The 21,133-nt window shown below is 34.6% G+C and carries 24 protein-coding genes and 1 other annotated feature; all 24 genes read right to left on the minus strand.

The features are described from left to right. Positions 1-12 precede the first annotated feature (12 nt). Positions 13-225 carry a 50S ribosomal protein L29 gene (rpmC, locus tag G9F72_RS24515; protein ID WP_164951487.1) on the minus strand — a complete coding sequence of 71 codons (213 nt, stop codon included), beginning with the start codon at positions 223-225 and terminating at the stop codon, positions 13-15. Then, complete coding sequence (rplP, locus tag G9F72_RS24520; RefSeq protein WP_164946781.1) at positions 215-658, minus strand: 50S ribosomal protein L16; 444 nt, start codon at positions 656-658, stop codon at positions 215-217. The genes rpmC and rplP overlap by 11 nt, the downstream gene beginning before the upstream one ends. Positions 659-683: 25 nt before the next feature. Further along, the gene (gene rpsC, locus G9F72_RS24525) at positions 684-1,349 is read right to left on the minus strand and encodes a 30S ribosomal protein S3 (RefSeq protein WP_164959253.1); all 666 of its coding nucleotides are present in this window, start codon (positions 1,347-1,349) and stop codon (positions 684-686) included. Positions 1,350-1,365: 16 nt separating this feature from the next. Further along, positions 1,366-1,701 (minus strand): 50S ribosomal protein L22, encoded by a 336-nt coding sequence (gene rplV / locus G9F72_RS24530; RefSeq protein WP_164959254.1) that lies wholly within the window; start codon positions 1,699-1,701, stop codon positions 1,366-1,368. Positions 1,702-1,722: 21 nt separating this feature from the next. Then, positions 1,723-2,004, minus strand: coding sequence for a 30S ribosomal protein S19 (gene rpsS, locus G9F72_RS24535; RefSeq protein ID WP_164959255.1), 282 nt, complete (start codon positions 2,002-2,004; stop codon positions 1,723-1,725). Between the two features lie 63 nt (positions 2,005-2,067). After that, the gene (rplB, locus tag G9F72_RS24540; protein WP_164959256.1) at positions 2,068-2,901 is read right to left on the minus strand and encodes a 50S ribosomal protein L2; all 834 of its coding nucleotides are present in this window, start codon (positions 2,899-2,901) and stop codon (positions 2,068-2,070) included. Positions 2,902-2,957: 56 nt separating this feature from the next. Next, entirely contained in the window at positions 2,958-3,251 is a 294-nt protein-coding gene (gene rplW, locus G9F72_RS24545; protein ID WP_164959257.1) for a 50S ribosomal protein L23, read from the minus strand. Next, positions 3,251-3,871: a 50S ribosomal protein L4 gene (gene rplD / locus G9F72_RS24550; RefSeq protein ID WP_164959258.1), complete on the minus strand. Its 621-nt coding sequence runs from the start codon at positions 3,869-3,871 to the stop codon at positions 3,251-3,253. Before rplD ends, rplW begins: the two co-directional genes overlap by 1 nt. Positions 3,872-3,895: 24 nt before the next feature. Next, entirely contained in the window at positions 3,896-4,525 is a 630-nt protein-coding gene (gene rplC, locus G9F72_RS24555; protein WP_164959259.1) for a 50S ribosomal protein L3, read from the minus strand. 119 nt (positions 4,526-4,644) lie between these two features. Continuing rightward, entirely contained in the window at positions 4,645-4,953 is a 309-nt protein-coding gene (gene rpsJ / locus G9F72_RS24560; RefSeq protein WP_071614633.1) for a 30S ribosomal protein S10, read from the minus strand. A 409-nt stretch (positions 4,954-5,362) separates the two neighbouring features. Further along, positions 5,363-6,556 carry an elongation factor Tu gene (tuf, locus tag G9F72_RS24565; RefSeq protein ID WP_164959260.1) on the minus strand — a complete coding sequence of 398 codons (1,194 nt, stop codon included), beginning with the start codon at positions 6,554-6,556 and terminating at the stop codon, positions 5,363-5,365. A 46-nt stretch (positions 6,557-6,602) separates the two neighbouring features. Continuing rightward, entirely contained in the window at positions 6,603-8,666 is a 2,064-nt protein-coding gene (fusA, locus tag G9F72_RS24570; protein WP_164959261.1) for an elongation factor G, read from the minus strand. Between the two features lie 75 nt (positions 8,667-8,741). Further along, the gene (gene rpsG, locus G9F72_RS24575) at positions 8,742-9,212 is read right to left on the minus strand and encodes a 30S ribosomal protein S7 (RefSeq protein WP_164959262.1); all 471 of its coding nucleotides are present in this window, start codon (positions 9,210-9,212) and stop codon (positions 8,742-8,744) included. Between the two features lie 144 nt (positions 9,213-9,356). Then, positions 9,357-9,737, minus strand: a complete 381-nt coding sequence (gene rpsL / locus G9F72_RS24580; RefSeq protein WP_164959263.1) for a 30S ribosomal protein S12 — start codon at positions 9,735-9,737, stop codon at positions 9,357-9,359. A 98-nt stretch (positions 9,738-9,835) separates the two neighbouring features. Continuing rightward, on the minus strand, positions 9,836-10,096 hold the full coding sequence (locus G9F72_RS24585; protein WP_164959264.1) for a ribosomal L7Ae/L30e/S12e/Gadd45 family protein: 261 nt from the start codon (positions 10,094-10,096) through the stop codon (positions 9,836-9,838). Between the two features lie 121 nt (positions 10,097-10,217). Beyond that, a complete protein-coding gene (gene rpoC, locus G9F72_RS24590) occupies positions 10,218-13,751 on the minus strand; it encodes a DNA-directed RNA polymerase subunit beta' (protein ID WP_164959265.1) in 3,534 nt (1,177 codons plus the stop codon). Between the two features lie 20 nt (positions 13,752-13,771). Beyond that, positions 13,772-17,485 carry a DNA-directed RNA polymerase subunit beta gene (gene rpoB, locus G9F72_RS24595; protein WP_164959266.1) on the minus strand — a complete coding sequence of 1,238 codons (3,714 nt, stop codon included), beginning with the start codon at positions 17,483-17,485 and terminating at the stop codon, positions 13,772-13,774. Positions 17,486-17,749: 264 nt separating this feature from the next. After that, complete coding sequence (gene rplL, locus G9F72_RS24600; protein ID WP_164959267.1) at positions 17,750-18,109, minus strand: 50S ribosomal protein L7/L12; 360 nt, start codon at positions 18,107-18,109, stop codon at positions 17,750-17,752. 95 nt (positions 18,110-18,204) lie between these two features. Further along, complete coding sequence (gene rplJ, locus G9F72_RS24605; RefSeq protein WP_164959268.1) at positions 18,205-18,705, minus strand: 50S ribosomal protein L10; 501 nt, start codon at positions 18,703-18,705, stop codon at positions 18,205-18,207. 33 nt (positions 18,706-18,738) lie between these two features. Next, positions 18,739-18,875, minus strand: a sequence feature (ribosomal protein L10 leader region). A 37-nt stretch (positions 18,876-18,912) separates the two neighbouring features. Further along, a complete protein-coding gene (gene rplA, locus G9F72_RS24610) occupies positions 18,913-19,602 on the minus strand; it encodes a 50S ribosomal protein L1 (RefSeq protein WP_164959269.1) in 690 nt (229 codons plus the stop codon). Between the two features lie 58 nt (positions 19,603-19,660). Continuing rightward, complete coding sequence (gene rplK, locus G9F72_RS24615) at positions 19,661-20,086, minus strand: 50S ribosomal protein L11 (protein ID WP_164959270.1); 426 nt, start codon at positions 20,084-20,086, stop codon at positions 19,661-19,663. Between the two features lie 56 nt (positions 20,087-20,142). Then, positions 20,143-20,664 carry a transcription termination/antitermination protein NusG gene (gene nusG, locus G9F72_RS24620; RefSeq protein ID WP_164959271.1) on the minus strand — a complete coding sequence of 174 codons (522 nt, stop codon included), beginning with the start codon at positions 20,662-20,664 and terminating at the stop codon, positions 20,143-20,145. Positions 20,665-20,710: 46 nt separating this feature from the next. After that, the gene (gene secE / locus G9F72_RS24625; RefSeq protein ID WP_164959272.1) at positions 20,711-20,935 is read right to left on the minus strand and encodes a preprotein translocase subunit SecE; all 225 of its coding nucleotides are present in this window, start codon (positions 20,933-20,935) and stop codon (positions 20,711-20,713) included. Between the two features lie 39 nt (positions 20,936-20,974). Further along, on the minus strand, positions 20,975-21,124 hold the full coding sequence (rpmG, locus tag G9F72_RS24630; protein ID WP_125002828.1) for a 50S ribosomal protein L33: 150 nt from the start codon (positions 21,122-21,124) through the stop codon (positions 20,975-20,977). Between the last annotated feature and the right edge of the window lie 9 nt (positions 21,125-21,133).

The raw sequence follows: 21,133 nt of genomic DNA on the forward strand, positions 1-21,133 counted from the left end.
CTCCTTTCAGTTTTACTGTTCTAAAGACCTTATTTCTTCCTGTCTAAGGATGGTCTTAATTTGGGCTATAGATTTTTTAACCTGTTTGATTCTCATAGGATTTTCTAGTTGGCCAGTAGCTAACTGAAATCTAAGGTTAAATAATTCTGCCTTTAAATCAGACATTTTCACTTGCAAATCTTGAGGATTACTTTGTCTTAATTCATTTAATTCATTAGCCTTCATTGAGTTCACCACCCATTTCCTCAAAATCTTTTCTAGATACAAACTTAGTTTTGATTGGAAGTTTGTGTGAAGCAAGTCTCATTGCTTCTCTAGCTGCTTCTTCTGTTACTCCTGCAATTTCAAATAATACTCTGCCTGGCTTAACAACTGCTACCCAATATTCTACCGATCCTTTACCGGAACCCATACGAGTTTCAGCTGGTTTTTCAGTTACTGGCTTGTCAGGGAAGATTTTTATCCAAACCTGACCTCCTCTTTTTACATATCTATTGATAGCAACTCTGGCAGATTCTATTTGGTTACTTTTAACCCAACCACATTCTGTAGCTTGCAATGCATAATCACCGTATGCAATAAAGTTTCCTCTTGTAGCCTTTCCTCGCATTTTACCGCGATGAACCTTACGATGTTTAGTTCTCTTAGGCATTAACATGTTTTATTCCTCCTTCCTTACACTTCTACGCGTTTACTTCTTCCTTAACGATTTTCTTTGTAGGAAGAACCTCACCTCTATACACCCAAACTTTAACGCCGATTTTTCCGTATACAGTATTTGCTTCTGCAAATCCATAATCTATATCAGCTCTCAATGTTTGGCATGGAATTGTACCTTCATGATAGTGTTCTGTTCTAGCTATTTCTGCTCCACCAAGTCTTCCTGCACATGCAGTTTTAACTCCCTTTACACCAGTTCTCATAGCTCTTTGAATTGTTTGTTTCATTGCTCTTCTAAAAGAAATTCTTTTTTCTAATTGAGAAGCAACACTTTCTGCCATTAATTGAGCATTGTTTTCTGCTTGTTTTACTTCTACTATATTAATTAAAACATTTTTATCTTCTACAAGTTTTTTCATATCTTGTTTTATAACTTCAATTCCTGAACCACCTCTACCAATAACCATTCCTGGTTTAGCAGTGTGTATATTGATTTTAACCCTTTTAGCAGCTCTTTCGATTTCGATCTTAGAAATTCCAGCTGTATAGAGTTTGCTTTTTAAGAATTCTCTAATCTTAAAATCTTCAACAAGATTATCTGAAAAATTCTTTTTATCTGCGTACCATTTAGAATTCCAATCTTTTATTACACCAACTCTAAAGCCGTGTGGATTTACTTTTTGTCCCAAGTTATATCCCTCCTTCTTATAATCTTTCTGTAACTGTTATAGTTACATGGCTAGATCTTTTTCTTATTCTATAAGCTCTTCCTTGTGCACGTGGTCTAAATCTCTTAAGTGTTGGACCTTGGCATGCATAGGCATTATTAACATATAATCTACTAACATCTAGATTTAAATTATTTTCTGCATTTGCAACAGCTGATTTTAGTACTTTAGTTATTACTTCAGCTGCATTTTTGGAAGTGTATTGTAATATAGCAAAAGCTTCATTTACATTTTTACCTCTTATTAAATCAAGAACAATTCCCATTTTCATTGAGGATGTTCTGACATATTTAGCTATAGCTTTAGCCTCCATTGATTGTTTCCTCCTTCCACACTATCTTACTTTACTTGTTTTTTCCTTATTAATATGTCCTTTGAACGTTCTAGTTAGAGCGAATTCTCCTAATTTATGTCCTACCATATCTTCTAGTACATAAACTGGTACATGTTTTCTTCCATCATGTACAGCAATAGTATGCCCTATCATTTGAGGAAAAATAGTAGAAGCTCTTGACCAAGTTTTTATAACTTTTTTCTCGCCAGTTTTGTTCATTTCATTTATTCTGCTAAGCAGAATTTCTTGTACAAATGGTCCTTTTTTAACTGATCTACTCACTTTTGTGGCCTCCCTTCATAAAACTTAACCATAGATTCGAAGAGAAATAAAATTCTCCCCAAACTATTTCTTATTTTTTCCCTTAACAATGAACTTGTCAGAGTATTTTTTAGTTTTTCTAGTTTTATATCCCAGTGCCGGTTTACCCCAAGGAGTCATCGGACTAGCGTGACCTACTGGTGATTTACCTTCTCCACCACCATGTGGATGATCGTTAGGATTCATTACAGAACCTCTGACTGTAGGTCTGAAACCTAGATGTCTCTTTCTTCCTGCTTTACCTATGTTAACAATGTCATGAGTTACATTAGAAACTGTTCCTATAGTAGCTCTACAGTTTAATCTAATATATCTTACTTCACCACTTGGAAGTCTTACCTGAGCATATTCTCCTTCTTTAGCCATAAGCTGTGCAGAAGAACCTGCAGATCTAACAAGTTGAGCACCTTTTCCAACCTGTAGTTCTATATTATGAATTGTAGAACCTAAAGGTATATTACTTATTGGAAGAGTGTTTCCAACTTTTATGTCAGAATCAGCACCTGATACAATTACATCTCCAACTTTTAATCCTACTGGAGCGATTATGTATCTTTTTTCACCATCAGCATATACAACAAGAGCTATGTAAGCAGATCTATTTGGATCATACTCAATTGTAGAAACTTTTGCTGGAATACCATCTTTAGTTCTTTTGAAATCTATTAGTCTGTATGCTTGTTTTGCTCCACCACCACGGTGACGAACAGTTATTTTACCTTGATTATTTCTACCACCTGACCTTTTTGTGCTTACAAGAAGTGATTTTAGTGGCTTATCTGTTGTTATTTCTGCAAAATCAGACATAGTCATATTTCTTCTTGAAGGTGTGGTTGGTCTAAATTTCTTAATCGCCATTTGATTTCCCTCCTTTTTCTTCGCTTATCTGGCCTCTGCCAATACCTGCTTAATAATTACATTCCGTCAAAAAACTCAATTGTTTTGCTTTCTGTTGTTAAAGTAACAATAGCTTTTTTGAAGTCAGCTCTTTTTCCAACGTGAACTCCAACTCTCTTAGTTTTACCCATGTTTCTTAGAGTTCTTACGTTTTCAACTTTGACTCCGAATACTTCTTCTACTGCTTTTTTAACTTGAGTTTTATTGGCATGAATGTCAACTATAAAGGTGTATTTTTTTTCAGCCATTACAGCCATACTTTTTTCTGTAATTACAGGTTTTCTTATAATATCATGGCTAGTTAGCTTCATTATATATACACCTCCTCAATTTTAGATACAGCATCCTTTGTAACTATGAATTTTTCATACTTTAATATGTCATAAACATTTAAGTTATTTACTGGGGATACTTGCACTCCAGGTATGTTTCTTGCTGATTTATAGATGTTTTCATTTGATTTTTCAACAACTATTAGTGTTTTTTTAGCTCCAAAAGCGCTTAAAATTTCTAACATTGCTTTAGTTTTTGGTGAATCAAAATCTAAACTATCTATAACTATCATTTCATTTTCAGCTACTTTAGCCGATAAAGCTGATTTGAAAGCAACTCTTCTCATTGACTTTGGTACTGAAACACGGTAATCTCTTGGCTTTGGAGCAAATACTATACCACCATGTATCCATTGTGGCGCTCTAATAGAACCTTGTCTTGCTCTACCAGTTCCCTTTTGTCTCCAAGGCTTAATTCCACCGCCTCGAACTTCAGCTCTTGTTTTAGCTGATTGAGTTCCTTGTCTTTTATTTGCAAGTTGTGCTACTACAACTTGGTGCATAGCATTTGTGTTGATTTCAACTCCAAATATATTTTCATTCAGTTGAATATCTCCAACCTTTTCTGCTTTTTTGTTAAATAAATCTAATGTAAGCATTCTGCATCCTCCTTTCCTTTAAAGTTACGCTTTAACAGCATTTCTTATAACAACTGTACCTTTGTTTGGACCTGGTATACCACCTTTAACTAATATAATGTTCTTATCAGCCATTACTTTAACTATTTCAAGGTTTATTACCGTTGTATTAACATTACCCATGTGACCTGGCATATGTTTGTTTTTAAATGTTTTTGATGGATCGGAAGATGCTCCCATTGATCCAACTGCTCTATGGAATTTAGAACCGTGACTCATTGGTCCTCTTGATGCATTCCATCTCTTAATTACACCTTGGAATCCTTTTCCCTTTGAAATTCCTGATACGTCAATTTTATCTCCAGCAGCAAATATATCTGCTTTAAATTCTTGACCTACTACATAAGCACTTGTATCTTCCATTCTAAATTCTTTTACGAATCTTTTTAAAGATGTTCCTGCTTTAGTAAATTGTCCTTGCATTGGTTTGTTAACTAATTTTTCTCTTATGTCTCCAAAACCAACTTTAATCGCATTATAACCATCATTTTCGATAGTTTTAATTTGAATAACAACACATGGACCTGCTTCAACAACTGTTACTGGAACAACTCTTCTATTCTCATCAAATATTTGAGTCATACCAAGTTTTTTACCCATTATTGCTTTTTTCATGAAAATACACCTCCTACTTATTAGCGGACCACAAAAGTGATCATAATAGTTAGTAATAGTTATCTATTACTTGCGCACAGTGAATTACACTTATACGCTTATCGCACTTGTATGTACGCTTATAGTTTTATTTCGATATCAACACCGGCTGGCAAGTCGAGTCTCATTAGAGCATCAACGGTTTTAGGTGATGGACTAATTATGTCTATTAGTCTTTTATGAGTTCTTATTTCAAATTGCTCTCTTGAATCTTTGTATTTGTGTGGAGCTCTTAATACTGTAATGACATCTTTTTCTGTAGGTAGTGGTACTGGACCAGCTACTTTAGCTCCTGTACTTTTTGCTGTCTGAACAATTTTCTCAGCTGATTGATCTAAGATATTGTGATCAAAAGCCTTTAATCTGATTCTAATTTTTTGTTTAATCATTAATATTCCCTCCTTTTCATCGCACGCTCTACTTCTTACGTGCAACAGCGGATGTTCTGTAAACTGTTCCGGGTGTTGCATGCAAAAAAATGCATGGAACAATCACAGGAACCCCGTCGCCCGATTCAAGATCAGGACATGCTCGGTGAAGAATAACCCGGAAGTCCGGCAACCTCTTACCTCATCGCTGTTACCACAATACAACCTCATAAGTATACAACATAATATTTGCTTTGACAAGTATTTTTTCACTATTATTTTATAATTTTTACTTTGGTAATTTCTATTTATATTTATACATGTATTTTATGGTATTTAAAAGGAGAAGAGCGTCCTCTTCTCCTTAATAATAAAAGCTTTTATTATTATAGATCTTCATCAATTGATGTTTATAAATATTTTGAAATTACTATTTAACTATTGAAGTAACAACGCCTGAACCTACTGTTCTTCCGCCTTCTCTTATAGCAAATCTTAATCCTTCATCCATTGCTACTTGAGTTATTAATTCAACGTTCATGTCAATGTGGTCTCCTGGCATTACCATTTCCATTCCGTCTGGTAATTTGATTGATCCAGTTACATCAGTTGTTCTAAAGTAAAATTGTGGTCTGTATCCGTCGAAGAATGGAGTATGTCTTCCGCCTTCTTCTTTTTTAAGTACATATACTTGACCTACAAATTTATCATGTGGGTGTATTGAACCTGGTTTTGAAAGTACTTGACCTCTTTGAATGTCAGTTCTTTGTACTCCTCTTAATAATGCTCCGATGTTGTCTCCTGCCATTGCTTGGTCTAGAAGCTTTCTAAACATCTCAACTCCAGTACATACAACTTTTCTTTTATCTTCGCTGAGTCCAACGATTTCTACTTCTTCTCCAACTTTAAGTATCCCAGTTTCAACTCTTCCTGTAGCAACTGTTCCTCTACCTGTGATTGTGAATACGTCCTCTACTGGCATTAAGAATGGTTTATCTGTTAATCTTGTTGGTGTTGGAATGTAAGTATCAACAGCTTCCATTAATTCCATTATGCATTTTGACGCTTCTTCGTCTGTTGCATTTTCTAATGCTTTTAAAGCTGATCCTGTTATGATTGGAATATCATCACCTGGGAAGTCATACTCACTTAATAATTCTCTAACTTCCATTTCAACTAATTCTAATAATTCTGGATCATCTACCATATCTGCTTTGTTTAAGAATACTACTATATATCCTACTCCAACTCTGCTTGCTAATAGTATATGCTCTCTTGTTTGAGGCATTGGACCATCTGCTGCACTAACTACTAGGATTGCTCCATCCATTTGTGCTGCTCCTGTGATCATGTTCTTTACATAATCTGCATGTCCTGGGCAATCAACGTGTGCATAATGTCTATTTTCTGTTTCATACTCAACATGTGCAGTGTTAATTGTAATTCCTCTTTCTCTTTCCTCTGGTGCCTTGTCAATTTGGTCAAACCTAGATGCTTGTGCTAAACCTTTAGTTGCAAGTACAGCAGTTATTGCAGCTGTTAATGTTGTCTTGCCGTGATCTACATGTCCTATTGTTCCAATATTTACGTGTGGTTTAGTTCTTTCAAACTTTGCTTTTGCCATTTTGTATTCCTCCTTATATTTGCATATTATCTTATATTTTTAATTATTATTTAACACCTATAACTTGCTCTTGAATACTCTTTGGAACTGCTTCGTATGCAGCAAATTCCATACTGTATACTCCTCTACCTTGAGTTCTTGATCTAAGTGTTGTAGAATATCCAAACATTTCTGATAATGGAACCATTGCTCTAATTACTTGAGCGCCTGATTGAGCTTCCATTCCTTCTATTCTACCTCTTCTTGAGTTAAGGTCTCCCATAACGTCTCCCATGTACTCTTCTGGTACTGTTACTTCAACTTTCATTATTGGTTCAAGCAGTACTGGGTCTGCTTTTGCCATAGCGTTTTTGAATGCCATAGAACCAGCAACCTTAAATGCCATTTCATTTGAGTCAACATCATGGTATGACCCATCAACTACTTTAACTTTAAAGTTAAGAACTGGGTATCCACCAAGAATACCATTTTTTGATGCTTCTTTAATTCCGTTCTCAATTGGTCCTATAAATTCTTTTGGAATAGATCCACCAACCGTAGCATTTTCAAAAGAATAAGGTTCAGTAGTTGGTATTAATTCTATCCAACAATGGCCGTATTGTCCACGTCCACCGGATTGTTTAATATATTTACCTTCTGCTTTAACTTCTTTACGTATTGTTTCTTTATATGCAACTTGTGGCTTACCTACATTACATTCAACTTTAAATTCTCTTGTTAATCTATCAACAATAATTTCAAGATGAAGCTCACCCATACCAGCAATTATTGTTTGACCTGTTTCTTGATCAGTATAAGTTTTAAAAGTTGGATCTTCTTCAGAAAGCTTTGCAAGAGACATACCCATTCTTTCTTGACCAGTTTTTGTTTTTGGCTCAATAGCTACAGAAATAACTGGCTCTGGGAATTCCATAAGTTCTAGTAATATTGGATGATCTTCATCACATAGTGTTTCTCCAGTAGTTGTATTTTTAAGTCCAATTATTGCACCTAGTTCTCCTGAACGTAATTCTTCAACTTCTTCTCTGTGATTAGCATGCATTTTAACTAGTCTACCAATTCTTTCTTTTTTACCTTTGTTAGCATTTAATACATATGTACCAGTCTTCATTACGCCTGAGTAAACTCTTGCAAAACAAAGTCTTCCAACAAAAGGATCTGTAGCTATTTTGAATGCTAATGCTGCCATTGGATCTTCATCATTTGGGTGTCTTTCTATTTCTGTCCCATCATCAACATCCTGCCCTTTAATAGCTGGTATGTCAAGTGGTGACGGCATATAATCTATAACCGCATCTATCATCATTTGAACACCTTTATTTTTGTACGAAGACCCACAAATTACAGGTACTATTTCATTATTAATTACACCTTTTCGAAGTGTAGTTTTTAATTCTTCTTCACTTATTTCATTACCATCAAGATACTTCATCATAAGGTCTTCATCTAATTCAGCAATTGCTTCAACCATAGCTGCTCTATATTCTTGTGTTAATTCCTTCATATCTTCTGGAATTTCTACTTCTTGTATTTCTTTTCCTAAATCATCTTTATAAACTTCTGCAACATTTCTAATTAAATCTATAATACCTAGGAATTCATCTTCTTTTCCTATTGGAAGTTGAATAGGAACTGCATTAGCCTGAAGCCTATCTCTCATCATTCCTACAACTCTATAGAAATCTGCACCCATTATATCCATTTTATTAACGTATGCCATTCTTGGAACTTTATACTTAGTAGCTTGCCTCCACACTGTCTCAGATTGTGGTTCAACTCCACCTTTTGCACAGAATACGGAAACTGCTCCATCAAGAACTCTTAAAGATCTTTCAACTTCAACTGTAAAATCTACGTGCCCTGGTGTATCAATAATATTTATATTATGACCCTTCCAAAAACAAGTTGTAGCAGCAGATGTTATTGTTATTCCTCTTTCTTGCTCTTGAACCATCCAATCCATGGTAGCTCCACCATCATGAACTTCACCAATCTTGTGTGTTTTTCCTGTATAGAATAATATACGCTCAGTTGTTGTTGTTTTACCAGCATCAATATGAGCCATAATACCTATATTACGATATTTATCTAAAGAATATTCTCTACCCACTTATTTGTTCCTCCTCTCAACCAGTGATTTTAAATTTGACAAAACTGTCTTGGCAAAGCCAAAACAGTTTTGATATTAATATCTGTAATGAGCAAAAGCCTTGTTAGCTTCAGCCATTTTATGTGTATCTTCTCTTTTCTTAACTGCTGCTCCAGTATTGTTTGAAGCTTCGATTAATTCGTTAGCAAGTTTTTCTCTTGCATACTTCTCGCCTCTTTTATCTGTAGCAATAAGTAACCATCTTAATCCCAATGTTTGTCTTCTCTCAGGTCTAACTTCGATAGGTACTTGATAATTAGCTCCACCTATTCTTCTAGCTTTTACTTCGAGTAATGGCATAATGTTAGTTAATGCCGTTTCAAACACCTCTAATGGATCTTTACCTGTTTTTTCTTTAATTATGTCAAAAGCCTCATAGCATATTTTTTGTGCTACTCCTCTTTTTCCATCTTCCATTACATTGTTTATTAACTTTGTAACGACTTTGCTATTGTACATAGGATCTGGTAAAACATCTCTTTTCGCAATATATCCTTTTCTTGGCACTTTTCTTCCCTCCTTAACAATTTAAATTAGCTCATAGGTACTCAGTATCTCTACCGCAAAGCGCTCTGTACTTCGCAAATGTATGTAAATATATTAATTATCATATATATAAATGCTGAAGACATTGCACCCCAACTCAAAACATTATTTCTTTTGTTTTGGTCTTTTAGTCCCGTATTTAGATCTACTTTGTAGTCTGCCCGCAACTCCAGCTGAATCCAATGTCCCTCTGATGATGTGATATCTAACTCCTGGTAAATCTTTAACTTTTCCACCTCTTATAAGTACAACACTATGCTCTTGTAAGTTGTGGCCTACACCTGGTATATAAGCAGTAACTTCGTATCCGTTTGTAAGTCTAACTCTTGCTACTTTTCTTAATGCAGAGTTTGGTTTTTTAGGTGTTGTTGTTTTAACTACTGTACAAACGCCTCTTTTTTGTGGACACTCTTTTAATGCTGGTGAAGCTGACTTTGTTATTAATGTCTTTCTGCCTTTTCTTACTAATTGGTTAATAGTTGGCATGTTTTCACCTCCTTATTTTTATAAGCTCATGTTCATTTATATCAATGCACTGTAACATAACTAAAAGTTATGTTACCGCATGGATATATCTATATTATTTAGTTACTGGCATTAATTTGATCTTCTAGAAGCAATGCTGTTGCTGATGCAACATCTATGTCACAAAGATTCCCTAGTTCTTTCATTGTGTCTACAAATATTATTTGCAAGGAATTAACTTTGGCTAGTTTTAAAATAGGATCAGTAATATTAACATCCGCATCTTTGGCTATATATAAAACTGTGCCCTGATTATTCTTTAACGCTTTTAGGGTTTGTTTAATTCCAACGACCTTCTGACCTACAAGTTTACCTACCATGTCTATCCCCCCTCATAATTTAAATCGCAAGATTTATCTAATTGTGATATATCTACCCGATTAAAGTCACACACAAGGTGTATTTTATCATTTTACCGTCACCCTGTCAACTAGTTATAGCTTATACTTCTAAATCATTTTCGATTTCTACCTTCTCATCATCTTCAGTATTGATTTTTATGGTTCTATATCTAGTCATTCCTGTACCAGCAGGTATTAACTTACCAATTATTACATTTTCCTTTAATCCTAGCAATGGATCAATTTTACCTTTAATTGCTGCATCAGTAAGTACTCTTGTAGTTTCTTGGAATGAAGCCGCTGATAAGAATGATTCTGTTGCAAGGGCTGCTTTAGTTATACCTAATAGAGAAATTTTTCCCTCTGCAGGTACTCCACCCTCTGCTTCAATCTTAGCATTAGCATCTTCAAATGCGAAGATATCTACTAAATTTCCTGGAAGTAGTTCAGTATCGCCAGATTCCTCGACTTTTACTTTTCTTGTCATCTGTCTTACAACAACCTCTAAATGCTTATCATTAATGTCAACACCTTGAAGTCTATAAACTTTCTGAACTTCAGATGAAAGATAATTTTTAACTCCATTAACGCCTTTAATTCTTAAGATATCATGTGGGTTAACTGATCCCTCAATTATCTCATCTCCAGCTTCAATTGTATCACCATTTGCAACTTTTAGTCTTGATCCAAATGGTATATCATAACTAAACTCTTCTCCTGAGTCAGAAATTACAATGACAACTCTCTTTTTCTTAGTATCTTCCATTTTAACTGACCCGTTAACATCACTTACTATTGCCAAACCTTTTGGTTTTCTAGCTTCAAATAATTCCTCAACTCTTGGAAGACCTTGAGTTATATCTGATCCCGCTACTCCACCTGTATGGAATGTTCTCATTGTAAGCTGCGTTCCCGGCTCCCCTATGGATTGAGCTGCTATTATACCTACTGCTTCTCCAATATTGATCTTTTGTGAAGTTGCCATGTTCATTCCATAACAGTGTGCACAAACACCAATTTTAGCTTTGCATGTAAATACTGATCTAATCATAACTTTTTTTACACCAGACTTTTGAACTGCTTCCGCTAAGTGAATATCCATATATTCACCCTTAGGAACTATTATCTCGCCTGTTTTTGGATGAATAATGTCTTCTGCAGTATATCTTCCAGTAAGTCTCTCAACTAACTGTTCAATTACTTCACTTCCATCACAAATTTCTGAAACTTCAAAACCTTCAGTAGTTCCACAATCCTCATGTCTAACAATAACATCTTGACATACATCAACAAGTCTTCTTGTTAAATACCCTGAATCCGCTGTCTTAAGTGCTGTATCCGCGTTACCTTTTCTAGCTCCATGAGTTGAGATAAAGTATTCTAATACATCTAGCCCATCTCTAAAAGATGCTCTAATCGGTAACTCAATGATCTTACCAGAAGGATTAGCCATAAGGCCTCTCATACCTGCTAATTGTTTGATCTGACTCTTAGATCCTCTGGCACCTGAATCTGCCATCATGAATATCGGATTAAATTTATCCAAACTATCCATTAGTGCATTTGCTACGTCTTCTGTAGTCTTAGTCCATTTTTCTATTACTCTTTCATATCTTTCATCCCAGGATATAAATCCCCTTCGATACATTTTCTCAATTTTTTCAACAGTTGCATCTGCATCTGCAAGCAATGCCTTTTTAGCCTCTGGAACCACCATGTCAGATGTAGCAACAGTAATTGCTCCAATTGTTGAATAATGATATCCTGTAGCTTTTATTTTGTCTAGCATCTTAGAAGTTTCTGAAGGACCATATTTTAAGTAGCATTTATCAATAATACTACCAAGATTTTTTTTACTTACCAAGAAGTCTATCTCAAATTTCAATTCATTTCCAGGAATACTCCTATCAATAAATCCTAAATCCTGAGGTATAGTTTCATTAAAAAACAATTTTCCTGGTGTAGTTTCTATAACAGAAGTTATAGAAGATCCATTAACTATTCCAGACATCTTAACTTTAATCTTAGCATGAATATCAATTTCCTTTACTGAATAAGCCATTATTACTTCATCAGGCGATGAGAATGCTCTTCCCTCACCTTTAGCACCATCTTTATCAATAGTTAAGTAGTAAGCACCTAAAACCATATCCTGAGTAGGTACGCAAACTGGTTTACCATCTGATGGTTTCATAATGTTGTGTGCAGCAAGCATTAAGAATCTTGCTTCAGCTTGAGCTTCAACAGACAGAGGTACGTGTACCGCCATTTGATCTCCGTCAAAGTCAGCATTGTATGCAGTACATACTAGTGGATGTAGTTTAATTGCTCTACCTTCTACAAGTACAGGTTGGAAAGCTTGAATTCCTAATCTATGAAGTGTAGGTGCACGATTGAGTAGTACTGGATGATCAGATATTACTTCTTCAAGAACATCCCATACTTGAGGCATAACCCTCTCTACCATTCGCTTAGCGCTCTTAATATTATGAGCTACTCCACTTCCAACTAGTTTTTTCATAACAAAAGGCTTAAATAACTCTAAAGCCATTTCTTTCGGAAGACCACATTGATACATTTGAAGTTCTGGTCCAACAACTATAACTGAACGACCTGAGTAATCAACACGTTTTCCAAGTAAGTTTTGTCTGAATCTTCCTTGCTTTCCTTTTAACATGTCAGATAGAGATTTTAAAGGTCTATTCCCTGGTCCTGTAACTGGCCTTCCTCTTCTTCCATTATCAATTAATGCATCTACAGCTTCCTGAAGCATTCTTTTTTCATTTCTAACAATTATATCTGGAGCTCCTAAATCTAGAAGCTTTTTCAATCTATTGTTTCTGTTTATTACTCTTCTATACAAATCATTTAAATCAGAAGTAGCAAATCTTCCTCCATCTAATTGTACCATTGGTCTTAAATCAGGAGGTATTACTGGAATTACATCAATTATGATCCATTCAGGTTTGTTTTTAGACTTTCTGAAGGATTCTGACACATCCAGTCTTCTTATACTTCTAATTCTCTTTTGTCCTGTGCTTGTTTTCAAGTCTTCCTTAAGTTCCTTTGATAACTCTTCTAAGTTTATATCTTGTAGCAGTACTTTTACAGATTCTGCACCCATACCAGCTACAAAACTATCATTGCCAAACTTATCAATAGCTTCTCTATATTCTTTTTCACTAAGGATTTGTTTCTTTAGTAGTGATGTTTCTTTTGGATCCAATACTACATATGAAGCAAAATAAAGAATCTTTTCTAGAGATCTAGGTGACATATCTAAAATAAGTCCCATACGAGATGGTATTCCTTTAAAATACCAAATGTGAGAAACTGGAGCAGCAAGTTCAATATGCCCCATTCTTTCACGTCTTACTTTTGATTTTGTAACTTCAACACCACATCTATCACAAACAATTCCCTTATATCTTACTCTCTTATACTTACCACAGTGACATTCCCAATCTTTAATTGGTCCAAATATTCTTTCACAAAAAAGTCCATCTCTTTCAGGCTTTAAAGTTCTATAGTTTATAGTCTCAGGTTTTTTAACTTCACCTTTTGACCATTCTCTGATTTGCTCCGGTGATGCTAATCCTATTTGAATAGCATCGAAATTATTAAATTCAAACAAGGGTACATCCTCCCTTCATATTAATGTTCATCATTAAAATCATTTAATTCTAAGTCCTCACCAAATTCTTCTAAGGGTATTTCATCATAATTTATATCAATGTCTACTTCTTCGTCATCATCGATAAGTTCAATGTACTCTTCCGTTGGTGCCTCAGGAATTATATCTTCTGATCCTTCTATGTTAACATTTAAATTTAATTCTTCAATTTCATCATCAACTGATTCTTTCAGTTTGATTTCTTCTAATTCGTCTGTAAGAACTTTAACATTCAAACATAACGCCTGTAGTTCTTTTATAAGAACCTTAAAGGATTCAGGCACACCAGGTTCTGGAATATTCTCGCCTTTAACTATTGCTTCATAAGTTTTAACTCTACCTACAACATCATCAGATTTAACTGTTAAAATTTCTTGCAATGTATGAGCTGAACCATAAGCTTCTAGTGCCCAAACTTCCATTTCTCCAAATCTTTGGCCACCAAACTGTGCTTTACCACCCAATGGTTGCTGAGTTACTAGAGAATATGGTCCTGTAGACCTTGCATGTATTTTATCATCAACCAAATGATGTAGCTTTAAGATATACATATATCCAACAGTAACTCTGTTATCAAATGCTTCTCCTGTTCTTCCATCATATAAGTCAGTTTTTCCATCTGCATGGTATCCTGCTTTTTCCAAACATGCTTCAATTTCTTCCTCAAGTGCACCATCAAATACTGGTGTTGCAATATGCCAACCAAGTTCACTAGCTGCCCATCCTAAATGTACCTCTAATACCTGGCCTATATTCATACGAGAAGGAACTCCAAGTGGATTTAAGCATATTTGAAGTGGTCTTCCATCAGGTAAAAATGGCATATCTTCTACTGGTAATACTCTAGAGATAACCCCTTTATTACCGTGTCTTCCTGCCATCTTATCTCCTACAGATATCTTTCTCTTTTGAGCTATATAACATCTAACTAGTTCATTTACACCTGGTGGAAGTTCATCACCGTTTTCTCTAGTGAACACTTTAACATCAACTATTATTCCAGCTTCGCCATGTGGCACTCTAAGTGATGTATCTCTTACTTCTCTTGCCTTTTCACCAAATATGGCTCTTAATAATCTTTCCTCTGCAGTAAGTTCTGTTTCTCCTTTAGGAGTTACTTTTCCAACTAGGATATCTCCAGATCTTACTTCAGCACCAATTCTTATTATTCCGCCCTCATCTATGTCTTTAAGTGCATCTTCTCCGACATTAGGAATGTCTCTAGTTATTTCTTCTGGTCCAAGCTTTGTGTCTCTTGCTTCTGATTCATATTCTTCAATGTGAACAGAAGTAAATATATCATCACGAACAAGTTCTTCAGATATTAACATTGCATCCTCATAGTTATAGCCTTCCCAAGTTACAAATCCAATACGGATGTTCTTACCTAAAGCTATTTCCCCTAGGTCCGTTGAAGGTCCATCTGCAAGTACTGTATTTATTTCAACTTTTTCACCTTTATTAACTATAGGTCTTTGATTTATACATGTACCTTGATTGGATCTTTTAAACTTAAGAATTTTATAAGTATCAACTTCATTATCTGAGTCTCTTCTTACTCTAATTTCATTTGCACTTACATATTCAACTACACCTGCATTTTTAGCTTTCGGAAGAACCCCAGAGTCTACTGCTGCTCTGTATTCTATTCCTGTACCAACAATTGGTGCTTGTGATTTGAGTAGTGGTACTGCTTGACGTTGCATGTTAGAACCCATTAGTGCACGGCTGGCATCGTCATTTTCAAGGAATGGGATCATTGCTGTTGCAACGGAAACTATTTGCCTTGGTGATATATCCATAAGATCTACGTCTTCTTTTGGAACAACCATTACTTCTTGCTTAGCTCTTACAGTTACTTTTTTATCAATAAAAGTACCATCTTCACTAATTGGCTCACTTGCCTGTGCTACTAGGTATGCATCTTCTTCATCTGCAGTCATATACATAATTTTATTTGTTACTACTGATGTTTTCTTATCTACAACCCTATATGGTGTTTCAATAAACCCATATTCATTTACTTTAGCATAACTAGCAAGAGAGTTAATAAGTCCAATGTTTGGTCCTTCTGGAGTTTCTATAGGGCACATTCTACCATAATGTGAGTAATGAACGTCTCTAACTTCAAACCCAGCTCTCTCCCTTGAAAGTCCACCTGGTCCTAGTGCAGATAATCTTCTTTTATTTGTAAGTTCTGATAATGGATTTGTTTGATCCATGAATTGAGAAAGTTGTGAACTACCAAAAAATTCTTTTATTGCTGCAGCTACTGGCCTTATGTTTATAAGAGCTTGAGGCGTTATTCCTTCTTGGTCTTGAATTGTCATTCTTTCTTTTACAACTCTTTCCATTCTAGATAAGCCTATTCTAAATTGATTCTGCAGAAGTTCTCCTACAGATCTAATTCTTCTATTTCCTAAATGATCAATATCATCAATATAACCGATATCATAAGTTAGTCCTAACTCGTAGCTCACTGTAGCATACATATCATCTTTAATTATATGTTTTGGTATTAATCTGCTTTTATTGAGTTTAATTTGTTCTTTAATTGATTCTTCATCGCTGTAATTATCTAATATTCCTTTTAGAGTTGGATAGTGAACCATTTCCCTAATATTAAGATCAGATATATCAAATTTAACTACTTTATTAATGTTGACAAAGTTATTTCCTATAACTCTTATCACTTTATCCTCTACTTGAAGATCTACTACATTGATTCCCAAGTTTTGAATGTCTAGAGCAGTTTCTCTGTCTATTTTTTCATCTTTTTCAACTATAACTTCACCAGTTATAGGATTAACAATATTCTCAGCAGCAATTTGGTTTGCAATTCTGTGATTAATTGATAACTTCTTATTAAATTTGTATCTACCAACTCTTGACAAATCATATCTTTTTGCATCAAAGAATAATGAATCAATAAGAGATACCGCACTATCCACTGTAGGTGGTTCGCCTGGTCTTAATCTCTTGTATATTTCTATCAACGCTTCTTCTCTTGTTTTTGTATTGTCTTTTTCTATGGTGGCTGTTAGTCTTTCTTCCTCACCTAATAATTCATGTAAGTCTAAATCGCTACCATTATCCATCATAGCTCTAGCCAATATACTTATAGGCAGTTTTCTTGTCTTGTCAATTCTAATATAAACAATATCATTAGAATCTGTTTCATACTCAAGCCATGCTCCCCTATTTGGAATTACTGTTGAGGAGTAAAGTTTTTTCCCTGTTTTATCAACAGAATAATTGTAGTAAACCCCTGGGGATCTGACTAACTGACTTACTATAACTCTTTCTGCTCCATTAATAACAAATGTCCCTTGAGGTGTCATCAGTGGGAAATCTCCCATAAAGACTTCTTGTTCCTTGATTTCACCAGTTTCATTGTTACGCAATCTAACTTTAACTTTTAGAGGAGCTGCGTATGTTGTGTCTCTTTCTTTACATTGTTCTTCAGAATACTTAATGTTATCTGTATCAAGTTTGTATCCTACAAACTCTAGAACAAGATTACCTGTATAATCCTGGATAGGATTTATATCGTCAAAAACCTCTTGAAGTCCTTCTTTTAAAAACCAATTATAAGAGTCTAACTGTATTTCAATTAAATTTGGCATATCAGTTACTTCTCTTATTTTTGAAAAACTCATTCTTGTTCTTTTACCTAATTGGACAGGATGTACCATCAGCTTTCACCCCTTGCATAAACTAAAATAACCAAAAACACACCTTCCCCTAGGACTTTGTGTTTCTGGATTCACACATTTTTATCATATTCTAACCATTTTTATTAATTTAATACACATCTATGAGTAATTACATTTTTTTTACTGATAAACTACTAATTTTCAGTGCATTATGCTATATTATCACAATTACATTTCTATGTCAACATAACATTTCAAAAAAAGGGCACTCTTAATAAAAAGTACCCCCATTTTGTAATAAAATTATTTTATTTCTACTCCGCCGCCAACTTCTTCAAGTTTAACTTTTATAGATTCAGCGTCTTCTTTGTTTACAGCTTCCTTAATAGTTTTAGGAGCTCCATCAACTATATCTTTAGCTTCTTTTAATCCAAGTCCTGTTAATTCTCTAACAATTTTAATAACTTTAATCTTGTTAGGGCCAGCACTAGTTAAAACTACATCAAATTCAGTTTTTTCTTCAACAGCAGCTGTAGCAGCTCCTGCAGCTGCAACTGGTGCTGCAGCACTTACGCCAAATTCCTCTTCGCAAGCTTTTACTAATTCATTTAATTCTAAAACACTCATATCTTTTACAGCTTGAATAATTTCTTCTCTTGTCATTATAAATGCACCTCCGAATTTTTTTCATATATATATTTTTTAATTTGAATCAATTAAAATTGTTTGCTATGTACCTCAGCTTAATAATTAAAATATTACTCAGCTAATTCTTTTTGCTCTTTAATTGAGTTCAATACGTATGCAAGATTTGATATTGGAGCTTTGAAGCTTCCAAGTAATTTTGCAAGTAAAACATTTCTTGGTGGTATTGATGCCAATTGATTAACTTGGGCAGCATCAAATATTTTTCCTTGGATTATTGCTGCTTTAAGCTCTAATTTTTTATGAGTTTTTGCAAATTCATTTAAAACTCTAGCTGCAACTGTTGGTTCTTCATATCCAAAAGCTATTGAAATGGAACCTTTTAGGTGCGTTACTATACCTTCAATTCCTAATTCTCTAGCTGCAAGAATAACTAGTGTGTTTTTATAAACTTTATATTCCACTCCAGCTTCTCTAAGGTTTTTTCTAAGTAGTGTATCATCTTCTACATTTAGACCTTGATACTGACTAAGTACTACACCTTGAGCTTTTTGTAATTTTTCTTTTATTTCTGCTACTTTTGCTTCTTTTAATTGTCTATTATTGCTTAACACTGTGTATCCACCTCCTCACAGTTTTTAACTGCTTTATAAAAAATAAGATCTCTCCGCAGACGCGAAGAGACCAAATATCCGTACAAAAGTACATTTATTGGAATCCTCGGTAGGTATGTTGTCTTTTACGCTTTCGCACCTACTATCTACGGAATATTATCTATTTTACTTTGTGAATTGTATCATGCTTAAGTCTAATTGTCAATACTAATCTAATACTTTAGATTGATTGATTTTTACTCCAGGTCCCATTGTACTAGAAACTGAAACTGACTTCAAGTATTGTCCCTTAGCTGCTGCTGGTTTAGCTTTAACTACTGCTTCCATTAAAGCATGAAAGTTTTGAACTAATTTTTCAGCGCCAAAAGATGCTTTTCCAAGTGGTACATGAATAATAGAAGTTTTATCAACTCTATACTCAACTTTACCAGCTTTTATCTCATTTATTGCTCTTGTAACATCAAATGTTACTGTTCCAGATTTTGGATTTGGCATTAATCCCTTAGGTCCAAGTACTCTACCTAACTTACCAACAACACCCATCATATCTGGTGTAGCAACTACTACATCAAACTCAAACCAATTTTCTTTTTGGATTTTATCAACTAATTCATCATTTCCAACAAAGTCAGCGCCTGCAAGTTCTGCTTCTTTAGCTTTTTCGCCTTTAGCAAAAACTAAAACTCTAACTGTTTTACCTGTTCCATGAGGAAGCACTACAGCTCCTCTAACTTGTTGATCTGCATGCCTTGGATCAACACCAAGACTTACAGCAAGTTCGATAGTTTCGTCGAATTTAGCCTTAGCTGTTTTCACCGCAAGTTCCATTGCTTCTGTTGGTGTATATAGAGCAGTTTTATCTACTAGCTTTGCACTCTCTATGTAATTTTTACCCATATTAGTATCCTCCTTCGTGGTTATAACGGTTTTTACCTCCCACGTAATTTATAGAAATTTATTCTTCTACAACTATTCCCATACTTCTTGCTGTTCCAGCTATCATACTCATCGCAGCTTCAATTGATGCTGCATTTAAGTCTGGCATCTTGATTTCAGCTATTTCTCTTACTTTAGCTTTAGAAACTGTTGCTATTTTAGTTTTGTTTGGAACTCCTGAACCACTTTCAAGTCCAACTGCTTTCTTTAATAGTATAGCTGCTGGTGGAGTTTTTAGTATGAAACTAAAAGATCTATCTTGATATACTGTTATTACTACTGGTATTATCATTCCTGGTTGATCAGCAGTTTTTGCGTTGAATTCTTTACAGAATCCCATGATATTAACACCGTGTTGTCCAAGTGCTGGACCAACTGGTGGTGCTGGAGTTGCTTTTCCTGCAGGAAGTTGAAGTTTTATCATTCCTGTTATTTTCTTAGCCATGAGTTTATACCTCCTATATTGTGGTGATGCGGATTAAAAATCCTCCCACTTAGTACCTAGTCTAATTTTTGTATTTGATTGAATTCTAATTCAACAGGGGTTTCCCTGCCAAACATATTAATTAATGCTTTAACCTTGTGCTTTTCCAAATGAATTTCTTGTATTAATGCAACAAACCCTTCTAAAGGTCCAAATGTTACCTGAATGTTCTCACCTATTTCGTAGTCAACAACTATAACTTTTTCTGCAATTCCCATAGTCCTAACTTCTTCTTCGGTAAGAGCCACCGGCTTAGAACCAGGTCCTACGAACCCTGTTACACCTCTAGTGTTTCTAACTATATACCATGATTCATCTGTCATAAGCATTTTAACCATTACATAACCTGGAAATACTTTTTTAAAAGTTATTTTCTTCTTTCCATCCTTTACTTCAACTACTTCTTCCATAGGAACTTGAATATCGTGAACAAATTCTTCAAGATTTCTATTTTCAATTGCTTTTTCTAGGTTGGCTTTAACTTTATTTTCATAACCAGAATATGTATGTACAACATACCATTTAGCTTTATCTGCCATAGCTCAAAGGGTGGAGTGCTCCGTCCCCTACCTCCTTTTTTTTACCTTATTTAAAGATTAGTTTATAGAGGTTATTAAATCCATAATCCAACAAACCCACAAAGATTACAAAAAGAAAAGAAAAACTTGCCACTGCAATAGTTGCCTTTTGAATATCTTTTTTTGAAGGCCAAGTTATTCTTTTCACTTCCGCCTTAAGGTCCTTGAAAAACTTAACTATTCCTTTTTGGTTTGATTTTTCTTTTACTTTAATGTTACCATTAACAGCCATTTCATTCACATCCCCCAACGTTTTGTGTTTTATGCTGTATTATTTTGTCTCTTTATGAAGTGTATGTTTGTGGCAGAACTTACAGTATTTTTTCATTTCTATCCTGTCTGGGTTATTTTTTTTGTTTTTCATTGTATTGTAATTTCTCTGTTTGCAATCAGTACATGCTAATGTTACTTTTACTCTCACAATCTACAC

The sequence above is a fragment of the Clostridium estertheticum genome, from assembly GCF_011065935.2.
Lineage (GTDB): Bacteria > Bacillota > Clostridia > Clostridiales > Clostridiaceae > Clostridium_AD > Clostridium_AD estertheticum_A.

Excerpts from the sequence above, each read along its gene's own strand:
- rpsJ (WP_071614633.1), bottom strand. The coding sequence starts at position 4,953 with ATGATTAAACAAAAAATTAGAATCAGATTAAAGGCTTTTGATCACAAT.
- rplL (WP_164959267.1), bottom strand. The coding sequence starts at position 18,109 with ATGACAAGAGAAGAAATTATTCAAGCTGTAAAAGATATGAGTGTTTTA.
- rplA (WP_164959269.1), bottom strand. The coding sequence starts at position 19,602 with ATGGGTAAAAATTACATAGAGAGTGCAAAGCTAGTAGATAAAACTGCT.
- tuf (WP_164959260.1), bottom strand. The coding sequence starts at position 6,556 with ATGGCAAAAGCAAAGTTTGAAAGAACTAAACCACACGTAAATATTGGA.
- rpmC (WP_164951487.1), bottom strand. The coding sequence starts at position 225 with ATGAAGGCTAATGAATTAAATGAATTAAGACAAAGTAATCCTCAAGAT.
- rplD (WP_164959258.1), bottom strand. The coding sequence starts at position 3,871 with ATGCTTACATTAGATTTATTTAACAAAAAAGCAGAAAAGGTTGGAGAT.
- rplC (WP_164959259.1), bottom strand. The coding sequence starts at position 4,525 with ATGAAAAAAGCAATAATGGGTAAAAAACTTGGTATGACTCAAATATTT.
- rplK (WP_164959270.1), bottom strand. The coding sequence starts at position 20,086 with ATGGCTAAGAAAATAACAGGAATGATAAAACTTCAACTTCCTGCAGGA.
- G9F72_RS24585 (WP_164959264.1), bottom strand. The coding sequence starts at position 10,096 with ATGGTAGGTAAACTTGTAGGTCAGAAGGTCGTTGGAATTAAACAAACC.
- rplV (WP_164959254.1), bottom strand. The coding sequence starts at position 1,701 with ATGGAGGCTAAAGCTATAGCTAAATATGTCAGAACATCCTCAATGAAA.
- nusG (WP_164959271.1), bottom strand. The coding sequence starts at position 20,664 with ATGGCAGATAAAGCTAAATGGTATGTTGTACATACATATTCTGGTTAT.
- rpsL (WP_164959263.1), bottom strand. The coding sequence starts at position 9,737 with ATGCCAACTATTAACCAATTAGTAAGAAAAGGCAGAAAGACATTAATA.
- rplB (WP_164959256.1), bottom strand. The coding sequence starts at position 2,901 with ATGGCGATTAAGAAATTTAGACCAACCACACCTTCAAGAAGAAATATG.
- secE (WP_164959272.1), bottom strand. The coding sequence starts at position 20,935 with ATGGCTGTTAATGGTAACATTAAAGTAAAAGAAAAATCAAACCAAAAA.
- rplW (WP_164959257.1), bottom strand. The coding sequence starts at position 3,251 with ATGAAGCTAACTAGCCATGATATTATAAGAAAACCTGTAATTACAGAA.
- rplP (WP_164946781.1), bottom strand. The coding sequence starts at position 658 with ATGTTAATGCCTAAGAGAACTAAACATCGTAAGGTTCATCGCGGTAAA.
- rpoB (WP_164959266.1), bottom strand. The coding sequence starts at position 17,485 with ATGGTACATCCTGTCCAATTAGGTAAAAGAACAAGAATGAGTTTTTCA.